Below are 23708 nucleotides of genomic sequence, written 5' to 3' on the forward strand. Positions count from 1 at the left end.
TTTGTTTTAGATAGATGACCAGCAGATTCTTGAATGTCGTGAGTGCTTTTTTGCACTAAAGACATAGAATCATTCAACATTAATTCAATATTTTTACCAAGACTTGTGCTTTGCTTCACAATTTGCACTAGACATTCAATACGCTCATCAATTTCCTTTGAGGCATTAGAAAGCTGGGTAGATTTTAAAATATTTTGATGACTTGTATCTTTAGCATCTGCAACTGTGTCATCAATTTTTTGAATAAAATCATTAATATAAGAACTTGCTTTGGCAATTTCATCCTCGTTTCTAATAGGCAAACGTTTTGTTAAATCACCTTCTCCTTGCGAAAGGTCATAAGCAACACTGGCAAGATTTGAAATAGGATTAAATACCCAACGATTAAACAAAAAGAACAGCACAAGCAAAGCAATAATGCTAACACTTATCATCCAAAAAATAATCTTTATCTGAATTGTGTTTGAATGGTTTATTAATTCTTGACTTGAAATTTGCATTTCAGCTACTCCTAACACTTCGCCCACTTGTGAAGTTGCGTGGCACATCAAGCAAGCCTCTTCTGCGATGATTGGTTTTGCCATTAAATAGCCTTGGTCTTTCTCTGTTTTGTAAATTCTGATAAATTCCTTTTTGCTTTTAAAAACTTCCAAAATTTCCGGAATTGTTGTATAGGATTTTTTTAATCCCATCAACTCAATAATTGCTTGAGATGGAAAAACCTCCATATTTGTAATACCTGATACTTGCTTAGAACCTTTAATAAAATTACCAATAACTTCTGGGTCTCCCGTATTCATTGCAACTTTCAAACCTTCAAAAAGCATTGCATTCAACTGATGAAGTTCGTTTGTAGAGCTCACTTTAGTAATATTATCAAAACCACTTGCCAAATTATAATGTACCATTCCTAGAAGAGCCAATAAAAATACAATAATCATTACAATGATTTTGGAACGTATCGTTTTAAGCATTTTTTATCTCCTTGAAATGATTATATCTAAATTCCAATGAATATTGAGAATCATAAAACATTAACACTTTTATTCTCTTCAATTATTTTGGCTCATCTTTGAAATATGTTTTTATTGGTAACTCAATCTTAAACTCCACTCCCTCTTTTTCATTAACAAATGTGATTCTACCTTCCATTTTATCCAAAATCACTTGCGCCATTGCCAAACCCATTCCACTTCCATTTTCTTTAGTAGTAAAAAATGCTTCAAAAATCTTGCTTGTCATTTCTGCATTAATTCCCCCACCATTATCTCGCACACGAATAACACACATCTTTGCCTCTGCGATATTTTGCTCCATTGCACATTCAATACGAATTTTACCTTCTTTGATTATCCCACTATCCAGACGCGCCTTCACTGCCTCAATCGCATTGTCCAACAAAACAATCATCACTTGTTGTAACTCATTTTTACCTGCATAAATTTTAAGTTGCTTTTTTATCTTACAAGGTTGCATCTTGATGCTAATTTTTTTATCCACAAGTCCATAAAACAAATCTAATATATCTTTAATTGCGTAATAAACCTCAAACTCTTCTTTTTTTTCACTAGGATTATAAAATTCTTTAAATACGTCAATCGTCTTAGACATAAAATTAATTTGTTTTGCCATTATTTGAATGTAACTTTCAAAATTTTCTTTATTTAGCTCACCAAATTGACTCATCTCTTTAAGATTCTGACAAAGAAGATATAAAGAGTTTAAGGGTTGCTTCCATTGGTGTGCAATATTTCCCAGCATCTTACCCATTGCTTCCTCTTTGCTTTTTTGTATTAATGCAACGCGTTTATTACGTAATTCATCTTCTAGCTTTGCAACATCTGAAATATCTACAAATGTAAAATAAATGGTTATTTTTTGTGCAAAGCTCATAAAATGAATAGAAATGACTATGGGGATAATAGAATCTGCTACACATAAATTTAACCGAAAATTTTGACGCAATTTACTTTGTTTCAACTGTGCAATTTTCTCAAACACAACTTTTTTATGTGTCTTATCGCTAAATAATTCCAAAATATTATGATTTAAGATTTCTTTGCCAAATAGATTTAAAGCAGCGCGATTGCGTCTTATAATTTTCAAGTCTTCATCTTGTGTCAAGATAATTGCATTTAAGCTATTTTCAAATAAATAATCGTGTGTATAGTCGCTTTTTAGCCTTTGAGCAACTTCATATTCTATTTGATTAGCAATTTCTTGACTAAAGCTTTCAATTTGTAGATTTTTATTCAATAACTCCTTTTCAAGCTCCCTTTTATTTTCAATCTCATCTAAAAGTTTTCTATAATTTAAAAACAAATAAACTACCATACCAAAAAAACAAACAGCGAGCCCAAAAAACAGAATCGCAAGTGAGTAATTCTCATTCCAATTAATCAACCATTCCACTGATTATTGCCCTTATTGATTCAGTTGATTAATTATATCCTAAATTCAATAATTTCTAGATTTTTAAAGTTTTTTATTGCATTTATTTTGTTACAATATTTAGAATTTTTAATGAGAGGTAATGAATGACAACCACACTAAATACAAGTTCGCTTTTACTTGAAATTGGCACAGAGGAATTGCCTGCGATTCCATTTTTGGCTGAACTCCCAAACATTAAAGATAAATTTCAAAAAATTTTAAAATCTCATCGCCTTGCTTGTGAGTTTGACTTTTTTTACACACCACGTCGTTTAGTCCTCATCAGTCCAAACTTTCCTCAAACTCAAAGCGCAGAAACTTTAGAGTTTTTTGGACCACCTTTAAATATTGCTTACAAAGACAATGTTCCAACTCCAGCTGCATTGGGGTTTTTCAAAAAATGTGGAATCGCAGAAAATGAAGTCAGCACTATAATGAAAGAAAAGAGAGAGATTTTATATTGTCAAAAACAAGCACCGCAAACCTCTGCAATTCATCTTTTAGAAGAAATTATTAAGGAATTTTTAGAATCCTTAAACTTTGGCAAAACTATGCGTTGGGGAAATTTAAAGGAATCTTTTATCCGCCCAATTTCTTGGATTTTATGCCTATTAGACAATAAACTTGTTCCCTTGAGTCTTTATGGAATAAAATCTAAAGCACAAACTTTTGTGCATCGCAATGTGAGTTTTGAATCCTTTGATATTCAAAATACTTCAAATTATTTTGATATTCTATGCCACAACGGCGTGATATTAGACCCAAACAAGCGAAAAGAAAAGATTTTAACAGAAATCCAAGAAATTGAAAAGACCAAAGACATTAAGGTTGAAATAGACACGGAATTATTACAAGAAATCGTTAGCATCACAGAATACCCCACTGCCCTTTTTGGAGAATTTAGTGAACATTTTTTAGAAATCCCAGCCCCTTGTATTATCACTTCAATGAAAGTGAATCAACGTTACTTTGCCACTTATAAAGAAAATAGCCTTTATCACGGGTTTGTAGTTGTCTCTAATAGTCTAACAAAAGATTCTAAAGCAATTATAGATGGGAATGCTAAAGTGCTTCGTGCGCGCTTAGAAGATGCATTGTTTTTCTATCATAATGACTTAAAAGTAGGCTTTGAACCCAAGCGACTAAAAGAAGTAACCTTTGTAGAAGGTTTAGGTTCTATGTGGGATAAAACAACAAGAGAGCGTAAAATTGTCCAAATTTTAAGCCAAATCTTTTCACAAGAACTTACTACTATTGAGCCAAATCTTGAGCTTGCAAATGAAATCATAGACCAAGCTGCTATGCTAAGTAAGGCAGATTTACTAAGCGAAATGGTTTATGAATTTACTGAATTACAGGGAATTATGGGTTATTATTATGCAAAGTCCTTGCATTATGATGAAAGGATTGCACTTGCGATTAAAGAACAATATCTGCCAAACTCCGAAGAAAGTGCCTTGCCTTCTAATCTTATCAGTGCATTAGTCGCACTTGCCTACAAACTAGACAATCTAATGGGGCTTTTTAGTCTTGCCAAAATCCCTAGTGGATCACGCGATCCCTTTGCATTACGCCGAGCAGCTAATGGTATAATTAAAATTGTCTTGCATTTTAATCTATCTTTTGATTTAAAAATTCTTTTAGAGCAGCTTGCACCTCTTTATCAATCCTTTAATTTAACAACACTTGAAAATTTTATTTTAGAACGATTGGATTCTGTATTAAACTTCAATCCCTCTCTTTTACGTGCTATTTTAGCTACAAACGAACGCAATTTAGTGCAAATTTTTCAAAAACTCACCGTATTAGATTCCACACTCAAAAATCAAGATAAACATCTTTTGTCTCAAACCTTTAAAAGGCTAGCAAATATTACCAAAGAAGTAGATTTAAATTCAGATTTAAACATTAAAGAAGATAAATTACTTGCAAAAGAAGAAATGGAACTTTATCAATCTTTTAATGCTTGTGTGTTAGAAAGTTGCGATTATGCTACGCGCTTAAATTCACTGCTTAAACTTAGCCCTATTTTAGATAGATTTTTTGATAAAGTGCTAGTCAATGCTCCTGATGAGGATTTTAAAAACAATCGCAAACATTTAATCGCAAGGATTTACAAAGCATTTTTAGAAATTGCAGATATTAAAGAAATCAGCTTTTAAGGTTAAATTTGCGCACATTTAGTGAGAATGAAATTTTACAAGTCCGACAAATCCTTAATGAAAAAAAGCAAATTTTCCCGCAAGAATGGCTTGGACGTGCGCTTGCTTACACACCTTATCAACCGCGTCCATTATGTAAGGTCTTAAAAAAACATAAAGATTCCATTCCTAAAAAACTTTATCATTTCTCTGAAAGCCTTGTTGCAAAGTTGCAAAGTGTCGATTTAAAAGAGCAAGCTTCATTTTTACAAATTGCAAAGAATCACGAAGATAGTGCGAGTGGATTCCTCGTAGAATCCTTAGAAAGTCTAACTTACATCAGGCGCTATGTGAATCTTCCACTAATTTATGATTTTTTAATTTTAGATTCCTATCAATTACTGGAATCTCTTGTATATGGGGCAGATGGTATTATATTACTTCCCCAATTTTTAACGCAAAATCAACTTAAAAATTTAAGTGATTACGCCTTAAAAATCGGTTTAGAAAGAATCTTTCGTATAAAATCCAAAGATGATTTAACGAAGTCAATTTTTGCTAAAGCAGATATTTTGGATTTAAATGGTAACTTTTCTCTTCTCTCAATGATTCCAAAAAACAAAATTATTTTGAGTCAAATCCCAGAAGTAATATTAGAAAATCAAAAAAATGCATTTAAAGCACTAGATGCAGAAATCGTGATACTATAAACACTACACAAGACTACAATTTCAGTCGTTTTATAATTGTTTTCATCTTGATTTGCAATAAGATTCCATAGAAAAATGATTTTTAAGTAATTCTTTAGGATTTTTTAGTTAAAAACCTCATTTTAAAATTTTATATAATTATGGAGCAACTTATGTCTTTAATGATTAATGAAGAATGCATTGCTTGTGATGCTTGTCGTGAAGAATGCCCCAATGAAGCAATTGAAGAGGGAGACCCTAACTATACGATTGATCCAGAACGTTGCACAGAATGCTATGGATTCTATGATGAACCTGCTTGTCTTTCTGTCTGTCCTGTGGATGCAATCATCTCTGACCCAGATAATGTTGAATCTCTAGAAGAACTAAAGTTTAAACATTCTCAACTTCACCAAGAAGATTAAGGCAAAGAGTTGGCACAAATTACAGCAATTATTGACATTGGTTCAAACTCTGCTAGAATGGCGATTTTTGAAAAAACAAGCCATTTGGGATTTCATTTACTCTATGAAACTAAAAGTAAAGTGAGGATTTCTGAATCTACTTATGAACATCAAGGCTATTTGCAATTAAAACCAATGGAACGTGCTATTAGTGCTTTAAAAGATTTTTTATGGATTGCCAAGCTACACAAAGCACGCAAAATTTTATGTGTTGCAACTTCAGCAGTGCGTGATGCGCCCAACAAAGAAGATTTCTTGAATCTTGCAAGAAAAATCGGATTAAAAATCAAAGTAATTTCTGGAGAACAAGAAGCATACTTTGGAGCATTAAGTGCGCTCAATCTCCTACCCTACCGTGAGGGTCTCACAATTGACATTGGTGGGGGTAGCACAGAATGCGCACTCATAGAAAATTGTAAAGTGATTGACAAAATTTCTCTCAACTTAGGAACTATTCGTTTAAAAGAATTATTTTTTGATAAAGGAAATTCAAAAGGAGCAATACAATTTGTTCAACAAATACTTGGACAAATCCCTCATCATTTTCGTCATAAACGTATCTTTGGGATTGGAGGAACGGCAAGAGCCTTAAGCAAAACGATTCAAAAACAAATCAATTATCCACTAGATACTTTACACGCTTTTGAATACGACTTTTGCTCACACGCAGAATTTTTCCGTAAAATCTATACCGCCAAGTCTTCAGAATTGCCAGAACTTGGCATTAAAGAAGACAGGATTGATTCTATTCAAGGGGGAGCATTAATCTTTCATTTAACTTTACTCCATTTTGAAGCCAAAAATGTTATTACAAGTGGAGCGGGTGTGCGTGAAGGTGTATTTTTAAATGACCTTTTGCGTTATGAAAATGGACATTTCCCACCAAATTTCAACCCAAGTGTAAGAAATCTAAAAGACCGCTTTATCCGTGATTTTAAACAATCTAATCTACAAAAAAGCTTAGCACTAAAACTTTTTGAAGCCCAAAAAGATTATCAATTAGTGAGTGATTCTTATCAACAACATTTAAGTATTAGTGCGGAATTGTGCAACATCGGCACTGCACTTAATTTTTATGAAAAAAGCCATCACGGAAACTATATTTTATTTAATGCCCTCAATTATGGCTTAAGCCATAAAGACCGCTTACTTATCGCTACTCTTGTGCGTTTTGCTTCAAAGAAAGTCCCAGATTCTTTAACTTATGCTAATTTATTACCAGAGGTTAAAGTGATTAAGATTCTTAGCTTTTTTGTTGGACTTTCTGAAATTTTAAGCCAAAATCAAACCCCAAAAAACTTTGAATTTGCTTTTTATTTAAACTACAAAGGATTAGTATTGCAGATTGCACATTCTAATCTTTCCTATCTTGTGCGTGAACAAATTGCCAAACTAACACTCCCAAATCAAATCACAGAAATTACCTTTTTAACTTCAAACTCTTAATCAATGAAAGCTTCTCTTAAAATCGCCATCATTCGTCTAAGCGCACTTGGGGATATTATCCATAGTGCAAGCATATTACCTTTGTTTGTAGAATCTTTAAATAAAACCTATCAAACGAGTTTGCATTGGTATGTTGATAGCGCTTTTAGTGAGATTTTGGAAAATTCTCCTTATATTAATAAACTGATTCCAATACCTCTAAAGCTAACTATTCAATCCAAAGACCTTCAGGGCTTAAAAGCAATTTATCACACTCTTAAACAAGAATCTTATGATATTGTCTTGGACTTGCAAGGCTTGTTAAAATCTGCTTTGGTAAGTAGAATCTTAAAAACAAGCAAAATCGTTGGTTTCCAAAAAGCCAAAGAATCCCTTGCAACGCTTTTTTATCACCAAAAAATCCCAATTCCTTATGAAGAACATATTTTACTACGCAATGCAACTTTGGCTTTTAGCGCATTTTCCTTAAATATTCCAAGTTTGAAGACTTTAAAAAACCCCAAAAGCTTTCTAGGATTCCAAAATTCCTCACTGCCTTTTCATCTGCCACAAGGCAAAAAGATTCTTTGTGTGCTAGAAACTTCTAAACCAAATAAAACCTATCCTTTAGAATCTTTTGTTGAACTTGCTTTCCTTTTAAATGCTAACCATTGCACTCCTCTTTTTTTAAGTCGTGAAGCCTTAAAGATTCCAAATCCTAAAAATGCGCAATTCCAAAGTATCCACAACCTTGATTTGAATCAAATCAAATGCCTTATTACGCAAATGGATTTAATCATTGGAGGTGATACAGGCATTACACATCTTGCTTGGGCATTTAAACGTCCATCTATCACACTTTTTGGCGCAACACCACCTAGTAGATTCAATCTCTGCACCGCACAGAATCTCTTTTTAAGCGCAAATCCAAATGCAAACTATCAAAGAAATGACTTTAGTATTTGCACAATCTCTCCTTTAGAAGTTTCTAAACTTGCATTTCATCTCTTAAATTCTTCAAGAGTAAGCCTATGAAATTTTTGCGATTCCTAAAAGAGATAGCATTCTTTTCTAGTCTTAAGGCTTTAGGCTACCTCTTTTTATTTATGCCCCATTTCTTGCGATTTGGGTTTGCCAAAGGAATCGCATTTATCCTCTATTTGCTAGATTCTAGACGCAAATTTGATTTACTTGCTAACCTTGAGTTTGCTTACAATGGTTCTTTAGATGATTTCAAGAAACACGAAATTTTAAAAACAAATTATTTGAATCTTGTTTATAATTCTATGAGCTTTTTTATGTTATCTGTGAGCCATAGAAAGCATATTTTAAAGATAACTTGCCTTGAAAATCCAGAAATTATTACTGCTTTACTGCAAAAGGGAGAAAAAATCATTTTCACTACCGCACACTACGGAAATTGGGAATACACTACGCCCGCCTTTACTTGCATCTTTAACCACCCTATTACAGCAATTGTAAGAATGACACAAAGCGATTTAATTAATACCTATCTTACAAAAACACGTTCCAAGTTTCAAATCAAAATCTTAAACAAGCAAGGCGCAATGCTAGGACTTGTTAAAGCGCTAAATAAAAATAAAGTTATTGGAATCGTAACAGACCAAAACACTGCTAAAAATGAGGGATTATTGGTCAAATTCTTTGATAAAAATGTCCGACACACACCGATTGCTTCTATTTTGAGTTTAAAATATAATGCCAAAATCGTCCATGCTTTTGCTTCTTACTCTCAAGATTATCGTAAAATCATTATCAAGATTCTACCTCCAATCAATTTTTTTCCAACAGAAGATTTACAAGCAGATATTCAAAGCTTAACCCAGCTTCAAAGTGATATTTTAGAACAAGCCATTCGCGAAAATCCTAAAGAATGGTTGTGGTTTCATAAGAAATTTAAAAATCAATATCCAGAAATTTACAGGTATTAGAAATTTTATATGAAAATTTTAATCATTAAATTAAACAAAATCGGTGATGTGTTGCTTGTTAGCCCACTAATTCCAAATCTAAAATCTTATTATGGCGAAGAGTGCAAAATTGATTTGTTGGTAAATAAAGGCACAGAGGGAGCAATCAGTCGCGAAAATCTACGCAAAATCCACCTCCTTGAACGCCCCAAGAATCCTTTTTATAAGCTTTACACAGAAACTTCTCTCCTCTCTGCAGTGGCTAAAGAAAAATACGATATGGTCATAGGATTGAGTGCTGGGGAGCGCACAGCATTTTTGAGTTTTTGGAGTGGAGCAAAGATTCGCGTAGGATTCCCTCCACCTAACTTTTGGTCAAAAAATATCTACACTTTAAAATTAATCACCAAAGGAACGCACACAATTGACTACAATCTAGAATCTCTACGCGCACTCAAGATTCCAATTCTTCACAAACGTGTCAGCACAAACATAGCACAATCTTGTGAAAAATTCGCTCAACTACCAGAACATTTCGTGCATTTGCATTTATTTAGCAGTTGGATGTTTAAATGCTTAGCGGATAGCTTTTGTGCAAAAATCGTTGATTTCATTACACAAACCTATCAAATCCCTTGTGTCCTCACAGCCTCAAACGACCCTAGAGAATCCGAAAAACTCCAAAAGATTCTGCAACTTACTCAAACCAAACCACTTTCTTTTAATGGAAATCTCTCTCTTGCGGAAGTTTCTTTGCTTAATTCTAAAGCCCTTGCATTTGTCGGAGTAGATACAGGGGTTATGCACTTAAGTGCAGCAAACAACACCCCAACTTTTGCCTTTTTTGGTCCAACTTCTCCAAAAACTTGGGGTCCTTGGGATAATACACTAATGGAATCCACCTACACCTCTGCAAAAGGAATCCAAAGAATGGGCAAACATCTTGTTTATCAAGAATCCTTGCCTTGTGTGCCTTGTGGTAGAGATGGTTGCAATGGTAGCAAAAAAAGTGATTGTTTGCTTACAAAAATAAACGAGGAATCCTCACTAAAAACTTTACAAGAATTTTTAACTCCCTTGCTAAAAATCCTCTAAATTGTAATCACAGAATCCTCGCTAAGTAGCGCATTGAGCGTGTTTTGCATATTTCCTATACTCCCAACTTTTAACATATCTAGCACATTAAAATGTCCCAAACAAGTTTGACAAGAATAAATCACTACGCCCTTTTCCTCTAGACGTTTTAATGCTTCTACACCCTCACTATCTGTCGTGGCTAACAAAACTGCACGATTGAGCAAATACATTGCCTTTGGCTGTTTATCCATTGTTAAAAGCGTCCCTAAAAAGTTTAACATAAGCTTTCTCCCAAGCTCTGCGTGCTCCCCAATCTTATCGTCTTTTAGTAATAATACTTTACTCATTTTTTCTCCTTAAATTAAAAATTATATCCAAAATTTTTTGCTCTACCCCCAAAATTCTTGCCCGAAATAAAAAGATTCTAAACTTTGGTGGAATCCCAAAAGAACGATATTGCTCTCGCACTCTCTTAGGAATTACCACCTTAGGGCAATAAGAACAAATAAACAATCTCTCCCCTGCCTTTTCTATCACGATTTTATGCTTAAAAACTCGCGAAAAATGCTCTAATTTTAAAATCTCTTTTAACTCCAATTTCTGCACACGCGAAAGCAATACACCACAAATTTTACACACAAAATCTAATTCCTCTAATACACTCTGGCAATCTTTCCTCTCCAATATGCAACACTTACCAAGATATTCCACATTCACAACCTCGCTTTTGCGCTGCTTTTTTGAGTTTTCGTTGAGCAATTCTAGGCTAAATGTAATCCCGCTTGTAAATTTCTCTATGAGTTTGTCTGTAAAATTCTGCCTAAAATAATTGCGTTTAAAATGTATATCAAAATTGCTAAAATCCTCAAAATAAAAAAGTTGATTTGTATTAAGATAGCGCAAAATTTGCATACGATTTACTTTCCATAAAGGACGCACAAGCCAATAATCTATTGTTTTTGCAGAATCCCAAATACTCCTTTGACTTTTGGGCGACATTTGCATTCTCTCCAAACTCGTCCCTTTGCAAAATTGCATTAAAAACCACTCTAGAACATCGTTTAATTGATGGGCTAAAATTAAATGCGTATAGCCCTGTGCTTTTATTAAGGATTCAAAAAACATATAACGCAACCTACGCGCTTCATTTTCAAAATTTCCTTGAATTTTTTGTGCTTCTTTCACAAAGCATTGCTTGTTGTCCATAAAACAAAGATTCCGCGCATAAGAAACCTCCAAAGCAGATTGTTTGCGGATTCCATAATCCACAATCGCTATATCAAAAGGGATTCCATAACTTTTAAGCAAAAAATACAAAGCACTAGAATCCACCCCGCCCGAAAAGGCTAAAAGATTCTTTCCTGCTTTTAAATCCTCTAAAAATTCTAAGTTTAAACTGCGCATTAAGCGTGTCCAAGTACACAACCAAGCACATTTTCTCCTGCGACTTCCGTGATTTTGACGCGATAATATCCCACCTTTAAATCCCCCTCTATTTTTGAATCATTAATCAAAATCTCTCCATCAATCTCTGGAGCAAAACGAATATCCCTTGCGCTATAAAAATATTCCGATTCTGTTGATTTCCCCTCCAAAATCGCCACAAGCTCCTTACCCACAAGCTCTTTTAAACCTGTTTTATACTGCTTTGTAAAGATGCGATTGATTGTCTTTAAACGCGCATTGATAATCTTTTGTGGAATCTGCTCTAAACGCGCACTCTTAGTCCCCTCCTCACAAGAGAATCCAAAAAGATTCATTCTATCAAAACGATAGTTTTTAATAAACTCACACAACTCTACAAATTCCTCTTCATCCTCACCTGGATGCCCAACGATAAAACTTGTGCGCACAAAACTATTTGGCACTGCACGCATTGCTTTAAGCAATCCAACAAACTCGCCACTTCGCCCCATTAAACTCAAAACCTTTTTATTAATATGTTGCAAAGGCATATCAAAATAATTTTGAAAAATTGGAGAATCACAAATTGTTTTAACTAAAGCCTTAGAAGTCGTGGAAGGATAAAGATATAAAATTCTAGCACTTTTAATTTCTAACCCCTCTTTTGCAAGCGTATCAATACTTTTAATCAGTTGCACTAACCCCTCTTTAACTCCCACATCACGCAAATAAGAGCTAGAATCCTGCGCAATGAAACTAAAATCCCTAAACCCAAGCTTGACTAAATTTTTAACCTCTTTGAGCGTAGATTCTAAAGTGCGAGAATGCAACTTACCCTTAAAGTTTGGAATCGCGCAGAAGCTACACTTTTGATTACATCCTTCAGATAGCTTAATATATGCGTGAATTCGAGAGCCACTAATCACGCGTTTATGGTTTTCATCTGCTAAAAATACTTCGTTAGAGGTTTGAGGAGCTAAACTTCCGTTTTTAAGAGATTCTATAAGTTTATCAATTTTATCATAATCTTTTACACCTGCAATAATGTCAATCTCTGGAATCTCCTGTTTTAACTCCTTAGCATAACGTTCGCTCAAACATCCGCTAGCAACCAAAATCGCATCTTTTTTCTTGGATTCTAACGCGTTTAAAATTGTCTGCACACTCTCTTGCTTTGCAGCTTCAATGAAACCGCAAGTATTAATGATAACAACATCAGCTTCCCCTATTTCTTGTATATTTTCATATTCACTTAAAGCTCCAAGCATCACCTCACTATCTACTAAATTTTTCGTGCAACCTAGTGAGATTAAGTGTAGTTTTTTACGCATTTGTCTCCTAAATTATAGAGTTTGCAATCTCTTTAAAGCAGCTTTGACCATTTCACCTACTTCAGCATTTTCTAAACCTTTGGTGGCTTTGATAATCAAATCATTTTTATAACCTAAAGATTCTAAAGCCAAAATCACTTGGTGTAAATTAGAATCCTCTGCAACTTTTAAATTATCACTTTGCACTAATTCTAATGACCAGCCAGAGAGTTCAACTAAAATCCTTCCGGCACTCTTTGGTCCAATTCCAGGCACTTTTTGCATAGACTTAATATCATTGCTTTCTACAATTTTGGCAAAGGTTTGGGGATTATAAGTAGATAAAATCGCAAGGGCAACTTTTGGACCTACTCCATTAATCTTAATCAAACGTTCAAATAAGCTTTTCTCTATCAAATCCACAAAACCAAACAAAACTTGTGAATCCTCACGAATAATATGGGAAATATGTAAAATAATCTTTTCGCCTACTTTTGTATGAATTTGGTTAGAAGCTTGCAAAGACACAAACACCTCATACACAACTCCTGCACATTTTAATGCTAAACGCGTAGGCTCTTTTAAAAATATTTCGCCCTCTAGTGCAATAATCATAAGATTCCTTTATAAAATCAATTGGATTTCGCCTTTTTGGTAGATGACTTTGGAGGGTTCGCCAGGTTTTGGAATACAAAGCAACTCACGACTAGGTGAGTAGAAAATATAATGCACTTCATTATAACCAACCCAACCACCCTCAATAACAATTGTTGCATTTTTTGTCATTTCATCTAGTCCATTTAAAGCTTCACGCGCGGTTTTGAAATCTATACTTAATTCATTGATTTTTTGACGCTTAGCCTTTAGAAGAACTACCCTTTGATAATATTCTTCAAACCTTGTCAATAAATAACTAGGAGGAGTGGTTTTGGTGTTTTTATAATGAATTAAAGTGCCACGAATCTTATCGGCTGTTGCTTTAAGCTTCTTAAGCTCCAAACTTTCAACTTTTAGTTCTTTAGTCATACGAATAGCTTCTTTTATGGATTCATTCTTTTGCTTTGAGAAAGCTTCGTATCTTTCTTTACCTGATGGACTATAATTAGCTGCCAAAAAAAACTTATTTTCTCCTTTTTCCATTCTGCCAATATGGATACTTTTAGTCGCATAAAGAAAAGCATTAGAGTGTAAGGTATTAATGACAATCTCTTCAGCATAGATTTTCCCGCCATAGACCTTATCTACTTCTACTTTTTTCCCCTCAATAATCCCTGTTTCTAACATCTCCACTTTAATGTATTCACCCTTAACATAACCTTTATGTGTGGCAATCTCTGCATCATTGGCATAAATTTTGGAATTCTGATGTGTAAATCCTCCCACACGCACTTCTTTAGAATTAATCTGCGCATTAGGACCAATATTTCCCTCAATATTCACTTCCCCTGCTTGGATTTTCATTCCTTGACCCAAAGCCTCTTTCATTGCATCTTTTTGCGTGATATTGATTACCGTGCCACTATTAATATTGCCCACCAATGAACCTGTGGTTTTAAGTGTAACAGATTCTGTCTCTAGGGTGTCTCGAACATATAAAAACCCATCTTCATATTTTAAGATTCCACCAATCACACTAACGTAGCGAATACAACAAGGAAATTCTTTTGGCTCAATACTCCCTTTATCATATTGTAAAGCACAAGGTTGATGAAGTGTTTTTGGACTTTGCGGGATAATGTATTCTCCGCGAATATTGCGTCCTGGTTTGCCTTGGAGTGGTTTTTGATATTCACAAATGACATCATTTTTTAAGACCGTTTGAAATTGCCCTGTAATATCCTTTTTAAATTCTAAATTTCCCTCCACACTTGGAATCAAATTCACTCCACTTAAAATTTTATATTTCACTTCTTGTTTAAGAGGATATTCTAAGGTTTTTAAAAATTCTTCTAATGCATTCTTTTCTTTCTCTTCATTAAAACACAGAATCTTATTCCAAACTTTCTTTTTTTGGATTTGCATATACACATTATCAAAATCTTCTTGAACATAGTTAAACCCTGCACGAAAAATCAAGAATGCTTCGCTAAAAGTTTTATCTGTTGTAAAATGAAATTTCGTTTCTCTGCGCTTTTCCTCTTTGATTAAAATGCAATAACGTTGCTGGATTACCAAATTTGGCTCTAGCATATTGTCTCTATTATTCAAAAACTTATTGACTTCTTGAGGAGGAATTAACTGGGATTCATAATCATAAAGATTTTTCTTATAAGTTACAATGGATTGTAACTCAAAATCAAAAGAATCTGCATCCATACCAAATTGTGATGAAACTTGCTTAATGGCAAATTTAATATCTTCACATTCATTAACATAGTAAGGTCTAAAGGTATGCAGTGAGTTTTTTAACATCTTTTTGAAACCTTTTATGCAAAAATAAAGACAATTTTATCTTTAATTTGTTACAAATTCCATTAAAAACCACAATATTTGCGCCAAAAGAGAATAAAATGTTTTTAAAAGCCTTTTTTACTAACAGCAGCGGAATCTTAACCTCAAGGATTCTTGGGTTTTTTCGCGATTTACTTACTGCTACAATTCTTGGTTCTAGCATTTATAGTGATATGTTTTTTGTCGCTTTTAAGCTCCCTAATCTTTTTCGCAGAGTCTTTGGAGAGGGAGCATTTAATCAAGCTTTTTTACCCGAATTCTTTAACACACGATTGCGTGGAGGATTTGCACTCAAGATTGGCTTGATTTTTTGCAGTTTTTTAATCTGTCTCTCTCTCTTGGTATGGATTTTTAGCACACCACTTACGAAACTTCTAGCTTTTGGGTTTTCTGATGAATTAATTACTCTTACTGCGCCACTTGTTGCCATTAACTTTTGGTATTTACTTTTAATTTTTATCGTAACACTCTTTGGTGCGATGCTCCAATACAAGCGTAATTTTACTGCGTGGGCTTACTCTCCAGCACTCCTTAATCTTGCGATGATATTCGCACTACTTCTTGCACGCAATAGTGAATCCTATCAAGCAATTTTAATCTTAAGCTATGCTGTGCTTTGTGGTGGAATTGCACAGATTTTACTGCACTGCTTTCCTATGTATCGTTTAGGATTCTTTAAGCTTTTGTATATTGGATTGAAAGAATTAAAACGCGATTCAACCCTACAAACACTCTCCTTAAAATCACAAAGAAATAAACAAGATTCTATTCGCAAAAGTGTTCAAGATTTCTTTAAACAATTCTTTCCTGCAATGCTTGGTAGCTCTACTGCGCAATTGGCGTCCTTTATTGACACACTTTTAGCCTCTTTTTTAGTAAGTGGCAGTATCTCTTATTTATACTATGCAAATCGGATTTTTCAACTTCCTTTAGCAATTTTTGCGATTGCGACTTCTACGGCTTTGTTCCCTTTGGTAGCAAAATATATCAAAGAATCCAAAGAATCTCTTGCCTTAAAAGAACTAACACGTTCTTTTTGGCTACTTTCAATTTTGCTTAGCTTATGTGTGCTAGGGGGTATTCTCTTGCAAAACGAAATTATTTGGTTACTTTTCGAGAGAGGTAAATTCACCCGCACGGATACACTAATATGTGCTAAAGTCTTTAGCGCATATCTTGTTGGCTTACTTCCTTTTGGGCTTACTAGGATTTTTTCACTTTGGCTTTATTCCCATTCTAAACAAGCACTAGCAGCTAAAATCTCAGCATTTTCACTTGGGATTGGCACTTTTTGTTCCTTTTTGCTTATGCAGCACTTTGGTGCAATGGGATTGGCACTTGGTGGAAGTATTAGCGGATTCTTTGTATTTTTTCTTACTTTACATTTTTTTGGTTGGAATCGCTTTTTAAAGATTCTATGGAATCCCAAATGGATTGTGATTCTTAGCTTCCTATTAGCCATAGAATCTCTTGCTCTTTTAAGTTTTAAAAATTATATTTTTTGTTTGTAAAGATTTTTAAGAGTTTATAACCAATTAATATTATAAGTCCAAAACCAATCAAAAGATAATTAAGGGCTAGAATCTTTTGAATCATTAACCAATGAATTAAAGACAAAATCAATGCCAAATACACGACATAATAAAGTCTAAATTTCTTGAAAAAGCCAAAGCTTCCAATCGCACAAATCAATAAACACAAAAGCGACAATGCTCCAAAATACAAATAATATTTTTGGCTTAATTCTATAAAAATAAAATCAAAGTGGAAGTCAAAATCTAAAGCGATAAAAATACCGCTATGTAAAATTCCAGCAATCAATGCAAATAAACCAAGCTGTTTTTTAAACTTTGGAGAAAGGAGAGAAAAAACTAAAAATGCCACACCAACCCAGCCACTCCAAAAATAAAGTGTAGCAATAGGGTCGCTAAACTCATTTAGTTTAGAGGATTCTATAAGCCTAATCCCCTGCCAAGCCACTGCTGTAATTAGCAAAAAACTAATAATTTCTGCGAAGGATAAGCAACGCGACTTCAAAGAAATCCCTAATAAAGCTTTGTTCTATCTAATCCAGCATAAAGATGCTCTACTTCTTTAGCATAACCATTTAGGTAAAGGGTTGGCACACGTCCTCCACCTTGCCCAATAACTCGCTCACTTGCTTGAGACCATCTAGGGTGTGCTACTTGCGGATCTACATTACCATAAAATCCATACTCTTTAGGATTCTCTTTCTCCCAAGTAGAAATGGGCTGTTCTTTTAAAAATTCAATTTTATTAATAGATTTAATCATCTTATATCCATATTTCCAAGGCACAACTAAACGCAAAGGTGCTCCATTTTGTGGTAAAAGTTTCTTTTGATACATTCCTACTGCAAGAAGTGTCAAAGAATGTCTTGCTTCATCTATTCGTAAAGATTCCTGATAAGGAAAATCCAAAAAACTTGTATTCATACCAAGAAATTCTCTTTGCATAGGGAATTGTTTAGGGTCATAAAGAGTAGTGAAACGAATATATTTTACCTCTTTTGTAGGTTTAGCATAATCTATCAATTCTCTAAGCTCAAACCCAATCCAAGGAATTACCATACTCCAAGCCTCCACACAGCGAAAGCGATAAACCCGCTCTACCAAAGTCATTTTTCTAATCAATTCATCAACAAGGATTTTAAAAGGCTTCTCTACCTCTCCCTCAATGCTAACTTCCCAAGGACGCGTTTTGAATCCTTTGGATTTATTCTTTGGGTCTATTTTAGAATATCCAAACTCATAAAAATTATTATGACTTATCGCAAGTTCTTCTGATGTGCTTTTAAGGCTTTGTCCATTGATTCTTATCATTTCCTCTTTGCTCATAGAACGATAGGAGAAATTATCCCCCATAGCCGCAAGGAGTTGCTCCACACTCAAAGTCGCTACTAAACTTCCAACTCCTAATTTTAGAAACTTTCTTCTCTCCCTAAACCATTCCTCTGATGTTACATTCTCTAGCTCTTTCTTATTTGCTTTTTTATAGTTTAAAAAATCCATTAGTTCTCCTTTGATTTTATCTTTTAAGAGATTCTGCTGTATTCATAGCAATTAAGACGCCCTCTAGCATAGAATCAATATCGCCATCTAAAATTGCTTCCACATTACTATATGCGAGATTGGAGCGTAAGTCCTTGACTTGTTGATAAGGTGCTAAAACATAGCTTCTAATCTGATGCCCCCAACCAATCTCACTTTTATCTTCATTGGCATTTTGCGATTCTTTTTTTTGCAACTCTAGCTCATAAAGCTTAGATTTTAGCATTTTTATTGCGGTGGCTTTATTTTTATGCTGACTTCTATCATTTTGACATTGCACGACAATTCCGGTTAGCGTATGTGTAATGCGAATCGCAGATTCTGTTTTATTCACGTGCTGCCCGCCTGCTCCTGAAGCGCGATAAGTATCAATACGCAAATCTTTCTCTTCAATCTCAATTTCTATATTATCATCAATCTCTGGACTAACTTGCACTGCAGTAAAACTCGTATGCCGTTTTGCGTTAGAATCAAAAGGAGAAATACGCACCAAACGATGGATTCCATTTTCAACTTTCGCATAGCCATAAGCATTTTCACCTTTGATAAGAAAACTAACATCTTTTAAACCCGCTTCCTCTCCTTCTTGAAGATCCAGCAATTCTACCTTAAAGCCTTTTCTCTCCGCCCAACGTAAATACATACGATAAAGCATACTTGCCCAATCTTGCGATTCTGTCCCACCTGCCCCCGGGGTGATAGTAAAAATCGCATTATTCGCGTCTAACTCACCGCTTAACATTACTTCAATTTCTGCATTTTTAATTTGCTCCTCAAGCTCTTTAGATTCTGCAAAAAGCAACTCTAAACTCTCCAAATCCTCTTGAGAAATCTCAAATAACTCTTTTGCGTCCTCTAATGCAGATTTTGCAGCATTATATTTTTCTAATTGACGCTCACAACGTTTTTTTTCTTTTTGCAACTCTCCTGCTCTTTTTGCATCTTCCCAAAACTCCTTTGATTGTTCTTGGTTCGTAATTTCTAAAATCCGCTTTTGTAAAAGACTGGGTTGCATAATTTTTTCTATATTTTGACATTTAATTTCTAAATCTTTTAACAATTCACTATATTCATAATTATCCAAAATTTTCCTTTATTTTTGTTGATAAAATTCCTTAGCAAAAACCTCAATATCCAAGCACACTTGGGAAAGACTTTGATAAGGAATCTTGCACAAATAAGATTCTTTTTTATAAACTTTGTCATAATATTCTAACAACAAAATTTCTGCTACACGCACCAAATTTCCGGCATAAAAAGCATTTTTAGCCTCTTGCCAAAACTCCTTTTTCATAAAAGGTGCAATCTTTTGCATAGAGTTTTCAAAAAATGGCAATGAAATTTTACCATATTGGGCTACGATTCTTTGCACCCTCTGCTCTAGCGGTGTAACAATTAAAACCTTAGGAGCATTTTGATAAGAGGTATAAAGCGGTGTAGGCAAAATAAGATTACCAAGCTTTTTGCTCTCACCCTCCACTAGCACAAAAGGTGCATTTTCTAAGGATTTCAAACGCGCAAAAAGTAAATTTTGAAAGATCTTAACACTTGGTTGTTTGCCACAAATCGCACCAAAGCTTGAGCCCAAATGTTTTGCGATTCCTTCAATATCCAAAGAATCCTTAAAGTTTTGAATAATCTCACTTTTTCCACTACCTGTTTGTCCAACAAGCGTGATAAAACGATGAGGGGGAGGCTTTTGGAGAGATTGCAAAACTTCTTTACGATAGGATTTATAGCCACCCTCTAACAATACCACCTGATAACCAATTGCTTGCAACACCATAAAAAAGGCATTGCTTCGCATACCACCACGAGCGCAATAAATCCCAAAAGGTTTTTTAGGGCTAATCTTCTCTTGCAATTCTAATAAATGTTTGGCGATATTAGAACTCGCAAAACTCGCTCCTAAGACTTTTGCCTTAAAAGAATCTTTACGATACAATATACCAATTTGTTCATATTGCTCATCTTGTAATACAGGGAAATTTTGTGCCCCTATAATATGTGATTCTGCATATTCTCTAGGTGAGCGCACATCTATAATCAACGATAAATCCATTTTTAAAAAGCTATCAATTGAAAGTGCTTTTGCCATTTCTTTCCTCTAATATACTTTCGCTTAAATTCAATACCATTATGTTTAAGGTAAAGAATCTCCAAAGAACAAATTCATAAACTAGAATTATCTTTGATAAGATTCTTATAAACTCTAAGCAATGCGATAAATAATGCTGTAATAGCAGGACCAAAGACAATACCCCAAAACCCAAAACTTGTAAGCCCTGCAAGAATAGCAAAGAAAATTAACATCTCGTTAATTTTAAGTGGTGTTTTAATAAATACACGATTAATAAAACTTATAATTAAAGGTTTTACACCATTATCTGCTAAGGTTGCAATCACAATAATAGAATAAAGTGCAATCATTATAGCATAGCCATAATTCCCTAAATACAATTCATATCCAGCAATGGGTAACCAAACTAAACTACCACCCACGATTGGCACAAGTGAAGCAAAACCATAAAAAACACCCAATAAAAGGGCATTATATCCCAAAAAAGCCATTAAAATTCCAAACAATGCGCCTTGCAAAAGCATAGAAAAAATAGAAGAATAGAACACTACACTAATCACGGCACTCACTTCATCATAAAGTGATTGGATATAAAGGGGTTTAATAGGAATCAATGCCAAAAAATATTGCCCCAATGCACTACCATAATAATAGAAAAAGAATAAAAAAACTAAAATAAAAAATGTATCACTCAAGAAATACAAACTATTTTGGGAAACTTTTGCAATGATTCCTAAGCCCTTTTTAGCCACTTCTGCCCAATTAATTGCAGAAAATTGTGCCAACCAATTATTAACTTCTTTTTGTAATAAATCGGGAAGGTAAGCAAAAAATTCTCTAGCATATTCCCCTAATTGCATTTGTAAATCCAATAAGAAATTATGAAAATTCCCTAACTCTAAATTTGTTGCTAAAGTAACTAAATTTAAAAGAATATAAAAAATAGGCAAAAAACAAAGAATCACCAACAAAAAAGTAACTAAAAAGGTAGAAATCCATCGGGATTTTATTTGTCTTAAAATTGCGTAATAAATGTTTTGCGTAGCGATAAATAGCAAAAAGGCAATTAGCAAATTCATTAAAAAGGGAGAGTAAAGCTTAAACAAAGCAAATAAAGTTAAAGTAAAAATAACAAGAAAAAAATAAACTCCAGCCCTTTGCATACTTTTACCTTTTAACAAATCAAAATCGCAAAACCACAAGATTATGGCTGAGCAATTTAAGAATCTCTATACAATGCTTATTTATGCAATGCCCGACTTGGCGGATAGATAAACACGCTTTTCCTTAAGACTTCAATAGGCTTCTCACTACCTATGGCATAAGCTTTGATATTTAGTGGGATATGCGTGTCTTTTTGCTCATCTTGAGCTAGATTTACTTCCGTGTAAAGCACCACAACTTGCTTAGACTTTTCGCCTGATTCAATTCTAAATGGCTTACTTGGACGTTTAATTTTAATATCTGCATTGTTTTCCACTTCAAAATAAAAATCATAGGTTTCTTTTTGAGTATTTTGAAACAAGAAAACATAAGAGTTTTCTACGCGTGCATTATCACGAATCGTATAAAGCTCTTGCCGATTGATATTTAAGAGCATATCTTCTTTTTTAGAACTCATTATCAAAAGAGCTGTAAAAACAACAGCCATAGCTACAATATAACCAATCGTCTTAAATCGCATATAGCGCACTTTTTGTCGGTCTTCAATGCTTTGTGGGCTAGTCCAAGAAATGAGTGTATTCTTGCCTAACTTACCCATTACTTTTGTGCAAGCGTCAGAACACTCCAAGCAATTAATACACTCTAGTTGCATTCCTTTACGAATATCAATATGCGTAGGACAGATTTTCACACAAGCTTCACAGCCTGTGCATTCTGCATTTGGCACTTCTGGCTTTTTCCATAGTTTAATACCTTTTGCATCAAAGACTTCTCCCCCTCGTTTGTAATCATAAACCGTCATAATCGTATCATTATCATACAAGACACTTTGCACACGGCTATAAGGACACATATAAATACAAAAATTTTCTTTAATGAACACTACGATAGCAATTAACGCAATCGTAAAACCTAGTAAAAAAATAAATAAATACTTATGTTCTAATGGATTTTGAATATAGCGAAAAAAATCCTCTGGTGGCACAAAATACCACATAAGATTAGAAGCTGCTACCAGAGATAAAACCACCCAAATTAAAACAGCAATAGCTTTTTTAATTTTATTTGTTGCCAAACTCATATCTGGCTCTAATTGGCGATTCTCCATTCTCTTGCGCAAACCCAAAATTTTCGTCTCTAACAAATCACGATACAGAACACGAAAGATTGTTTGCGGACAAGCCCAACCACACCACACACGTCCCGCAAGAGTGGTCATAAAGAAAATTGCCAAAAACATTAAAATTAACAAAAAAGGCATAAGATACAATTCTTGCATATCAAAGGCAACCCCTAGCAAATGCAGCTGCTTATGGTCAAAAGAGAGCAAGAAAATATGATTGCCATTAATTTTGATAAAAGGCATACAAAATAATAGAATCGTAGTGATTCCATACATAATGTAACGTTGTCTGAAATACAAATTCTTTTTGATACCATCTATCATTGCTACACTCCTAACAAACTAATTTTCTAGTAAATTTTAGATTAGATTTTATCATAATTTATGCAAAAAGATTAGATTTTATTCTTTAATTGAGTGATTTTCTCACATTCATTAAATCAATTTTAAATATTTTTTGTTTAAGATTACGAAGCTTTTATTCTAAGTATAAAAGTTTATTTTACACAATAAAGGTGGTGATTTAGATGCCAGGTATCAAAGTGAGGGAAAACGAATCTTTTGATGATGCTTACAGGAAGTTCAAAAAACAAGCAGATAGAAACCTTGTGGTAACTGAAAGTCGCGCAAGAAGATTCTTTGAACCAAAAACTGAAAAGCGTAAAAAGCAAAAAATCAGCGCACGCAAAAAAATGCTCAAACGCTTATATATGCTTCGCCGCTACGAATCAAGGCTCTAGGCATAAGATTCCCTTATGGGATCTTATAGCAACTCTCTTTTAATCCTGAACCTTTTTAGTAATAATCTTTGCAAGTTTTTCGTTTAAAAAGTAAAGATAAAGATTCCAAATAACATAAATCTTCTAAAACTTTAAGCCTCTTCATCTCCCTCACACATTCTGACAAACTCTTGATAATATTTCCAAGATTGGACTATATCGGGAC

At 34.0% G+C, this 23708-nt stretch carries 23 protein-coding genes; 9 read left to right on the forward strand and 14 right to left on the reverse strand.

Annotated elements, in window-relative coordinates; all coding sequences use genetic code 11:
• Together Q0Y61_RS07620 and Q0Y61_RS07625 are read right to left on the reverse strand one after the other, a co-directional pair.
• Positions 1-974 (reverse strand): methyl-accepting chemotaxis protein (locus Q0Y61_RS07620; RefSeq protein ID WP_297813876.1); only part of this gene is annotated, 974 nt, incomplete at its 3' end.
• A gap of 82 nt (positions 975-1056) precedes the next feature.
• Positions 1057-2412 (reverse strand): ATP-binding protein, encoded by a 1356-nt coding sequence (locus Q0Y61_RS07625; protein WP_297813879.1) that lies wholly within the window; start codon positions 2410-2412, stop codon positions 1057-1059.
• A gap of 125 nt (positions 2413-2537) precedes the next feature.
• Between Q0Y61_RS07625 and glyS the strand changes: the two genes are divergently transcribed.
• The 7 genes from glyS (at position 2538) to Q0Y61_RS07660 (ending at position 10178) form a co-directional block, all read left to right on the forward strand.
• Positions 2538-4595: a glycine--tRNA ligase subunit beta gene (gene glyS / locus Q0Y61_RS07630; RefSeq protein WP_297813883.1), complete on the forward strand. Its 2058-nt coding sequence runs from the start codon at positions 2538-2540 to the stop codon at positions 4593-4595.
• Between the two features lie 8 nt (positions 4596-4603).
• The gene (locus tag Q0Y61_RS07635; protein WP_297813887.1) at positions 4604-5284 is read left to right on the forward strand and encodes a hypothetical protein; all 681 of its coding nucleotides are present in this window, start codon (positions 4604-4606) and stop codon (positions 5282-5284) included.
• A 152-nt stretch (positions 5285-5436) separates the two neighbouring features.
• Positions 5437-5688, forward strand: a complete 252-nt coding sequence (locus Q0Y61_RS07640) for a YfhL family 4Fe-4S dicluster ferredoxin (protein ID WP_297813889.1) — start codon at positions 5437-5439, stop codon at positions 5686-5688.
• A 9-nt stretch (positions 5689-5697) separates the two neighbouring features.
• Positions 5698-7173, forward strand: a complete 1476-nt coding sequence (locus Q0Y61_RS07645) for a Ppx/GppA phosphatase family protein (RefSeq protein WP_297813892.1) — start codon at positions 5698-5700, stop codon at positions 7171-7173.
• A 3-nt stretch (positions 7174-7176) separates the two neighbouring features.
• Positions 7177-8187, forward strand: a complete 1011-nt coding sequence (waaC, locus tag Q0Y61_RS07650) for a lipopolysaccharide heptosyltransferase I (RefSeq protein ID WP_297813895.1) — start codon at positions 7177-7179, stop codon at positions 8185-8187.
• Entirely contained in the window at positions 8184-9104 is a 921-nt protein-coding gene (locus Q0Y61_RS07655) for a lipid A biosynthesis lauroyl acyltransferase (protein ID WP_297813898.1), read from the forward strand. Before waaC ends, Q0Y61_RS07655 begins: the two co-directional genes overlap by 4 nt.
• Before the next feature lie 9 nt (positions 9105-9113).
• Positions 9114-10178: a glycosyltransferase family 9 protein gene (locus tag Q0Y61_RS07660; protein WP_297813901.1), complete on the forward strand. Its 1065-nt coding sequence runs from the start codon at positions 9114-9116 to the stop codon at positions 10176-10178.
• On the opposite strand, the gene yedF is transcribed toward Q0Y61_RS07660, so the two are convergent.
• The 5 genes from yedF to Q0Y61_RS07685 are packed head-to-tail and all read right to left on the reverse strand — an operon-like array spanning position 10175 to position 15286.
• Complete coding sequence (gene yedF, locus Q0Y61_RS07665) at positions 10175-10507, reverse strand: sulfurtransferase-like selenium metabolism protein YedF (protein ID WP_297813904.1); 333 nt, start codon at positions 10505-10507, stop codon at positions 10175-10177. The genes Q0Y61_RS07660 and yedF overlap by 4 nt on opposite strands.
• Positions 10500-11564, reverse strand: coding sequence for a tRNA lysidine(34) synthetase TilS (gene tilS, locus Q0Y61_RS07670; RefSeq protein ID WP_297813907.1), 1065 nt, complete (start codon positions 11562-11564; stop codon positions 10500-10502). Before tilS ends, yedF begins: the two co-directional genes overlap by 8 nt.
• Positions 11564-12895 carry a 30S ribosomal protein S12 methylthiotransferase RimO gene (rimO, locus tag Q0Y61_RS07675; protein WP_297813912.1) on the reverse strand — a complete coding sequence of 444 codons (1332 nt, stop codon included), beginning with the start codon at positions 12893-12895 and terminating at the stop codon, positions 11564-11566. Before rimO ends, tilS begins: the two co-directional genes overlap by 1 nt.
• 12 nt (positions 12896-12907) lie before the next feature.
• Positions 12908-13489, reverse strand: a complete 582-nt coding sequence (gene ruvA / locus Q0Y61_RS07680) for a Holliday junction branch migration protein RuvA (protein ID WP_297813915.1) — start codon at positions 13487-13489, stop codon at positions 12908-12910.
• Positions 13490-13498: 9 nt separating this feature from the next.
• The gene (locus Q0Y61_RS07685) at positions 13499-15286 is read right to left on the reverse strand and encodes a flagellar assembly protein A (protein ID WP_297813918.1); all 1788 of its coding nucleotides are present in this window, start codon (positions 15284-15286) and stop codon (positions 13499-13501) included.
• 98 nt (positions 15287-15384) lie between these two features.
• On the opposite strand from Q0Y61_RS07685, the gene murJ reads away from it, so the two are divergent.
• Positions 15385-16836 carry a murein biosynthesis integral membrane protein MurJ gene (murJ, locus tag Q0Y61_RS07690; RefSeq protein ID WP_297813922.1) on the forward strand — a complete coding sequence of 484 codons (1452 nt, stop codon included), beginning with the start codon at positions 15385-15387 and terminating at the stop codon, positions 16834-16836.
• On the opposite strand, the gene Q0Y61_RS07695 is transcribed toward murJ, so the two are convergent.
• The 6 genes from Q0Y61_RS07695 to ccoG all read right to left on the reverse strand — a co-directional run bounded on the left by Q0Y61_RS07695 (position 16811) and on the right by ccoG (position 23087).
• A complete protein-coding gene (locus Q0Y61_RS07695) occupies positions 16811-17362 on the reverse strand; it encodes a hypothetical protein (RefSeq protein ID WP_297813925.1) in 552 nt (183 codons plus the stop codon). The two genes, murJ and Q0Y61_RS07695, sit on opposite strands and share 26 nt — an antisense overlap.
• A gap of 8 nt (positions 17363-17370) precedes the next feature.
• Positions 17371-18357, reverse strand: a complete 987-nt coding sequence (gene msrP, locus Q0Y61_RS07700; protein WP_297813930.1) for a protein-methionine-sulfoxide reductase catalytic subunit MsrP — start codon at positions 18355-18357, stop codon at positions 17371-17373.
• 16 nt (positions 18358-18373) lie between these two features.
• Positions 18374-19480 carry a peptide chain release factor 2 gene (gene prfB / locus Q0Y61_RS07705; protein WP_297813933.1) on the reverse strand — a complete coding sequence of 369 codons (1107 nt, stop codon included), beginning with the start codon at positions 19478-19480 and terminating at the stop codon, positions 18374-18376.
• Between the two features lie 9 nt (positions 19481-19489).
• Positions 19490-20494 carry a tRNA 2-selenouridine(34) synthase MnmH gene (gene mnmH, locus Q0Y61_RS07710; protein WP_297813940.1) on the reverse strand — a complete coding sequence of 335 codons (1005 nt, stop codon included), beginning with the start codon at positions 20492-20494 and terminating at the stop codon, positions 19490-19492.
• Positions 20495-20568: 74 nt separating this feature from the next.
• The gene (locus Q0Y61_RS07715; protein WP_297813943.1) at positions 20569-21639 is read right to left on the reverse strand and encodes an AI-2E family transporter; all 1071 of its coding nucleotides are present in this window, start codon (positions 21637-21639) and stop codon (positions 20569-20571) included.
• 77 nt (positions 21640-21716) lie between these two features.
• Positions 21717-23087: a cytochrome c oxidase accessory protein CcoG gene (gene ccoG, locus Q0Y61_RS07720; protein ID WP_297813947.1), complete on the reverse strand. Its 1371-nt coding sequence runs from the start codon at positions 23085-23087 to the stop codon at positions 21717-21719.
• Positions 23088-23290: 203 nt separating this feature from the next.
• Here ccoG and rpsU point away from each other — a divergent pair, with 203 nt between their 5' ends.
• Positions 23291-23503 (forward strand): 30S ribosomal protein S21, encoded by a 213-nt coding sequence (gene rpsU / locus Q0Y61_RS07725; RefSeq protein ID WP_006803152.1) that lies wholly within the window; start codon positions 23291-23293, stop codon positions 23501-23503.
• 131 nt (positions 23504-23634) lie between these two features.
• Here the strand turns inward: rpsU and Q0Y61_RS09480 are convergent.
• A partial coding sequence (locus tag Q0Y61_RS09480; protein WP_366517296.1) for a DUF2972 domain-containing protein occupies positions 23635-23708 on the reverse strand: 74 nt, incomplete at its 5' end.

Source organism: uncultured Helicobacter sp. (genome assembly GCF_947367035.1).
Classification (GTDB): Bacteria; Campylobacterota; Campylobacteria; order Campylobacterales; family Helicobacteraceae; genus Helicobacter_D.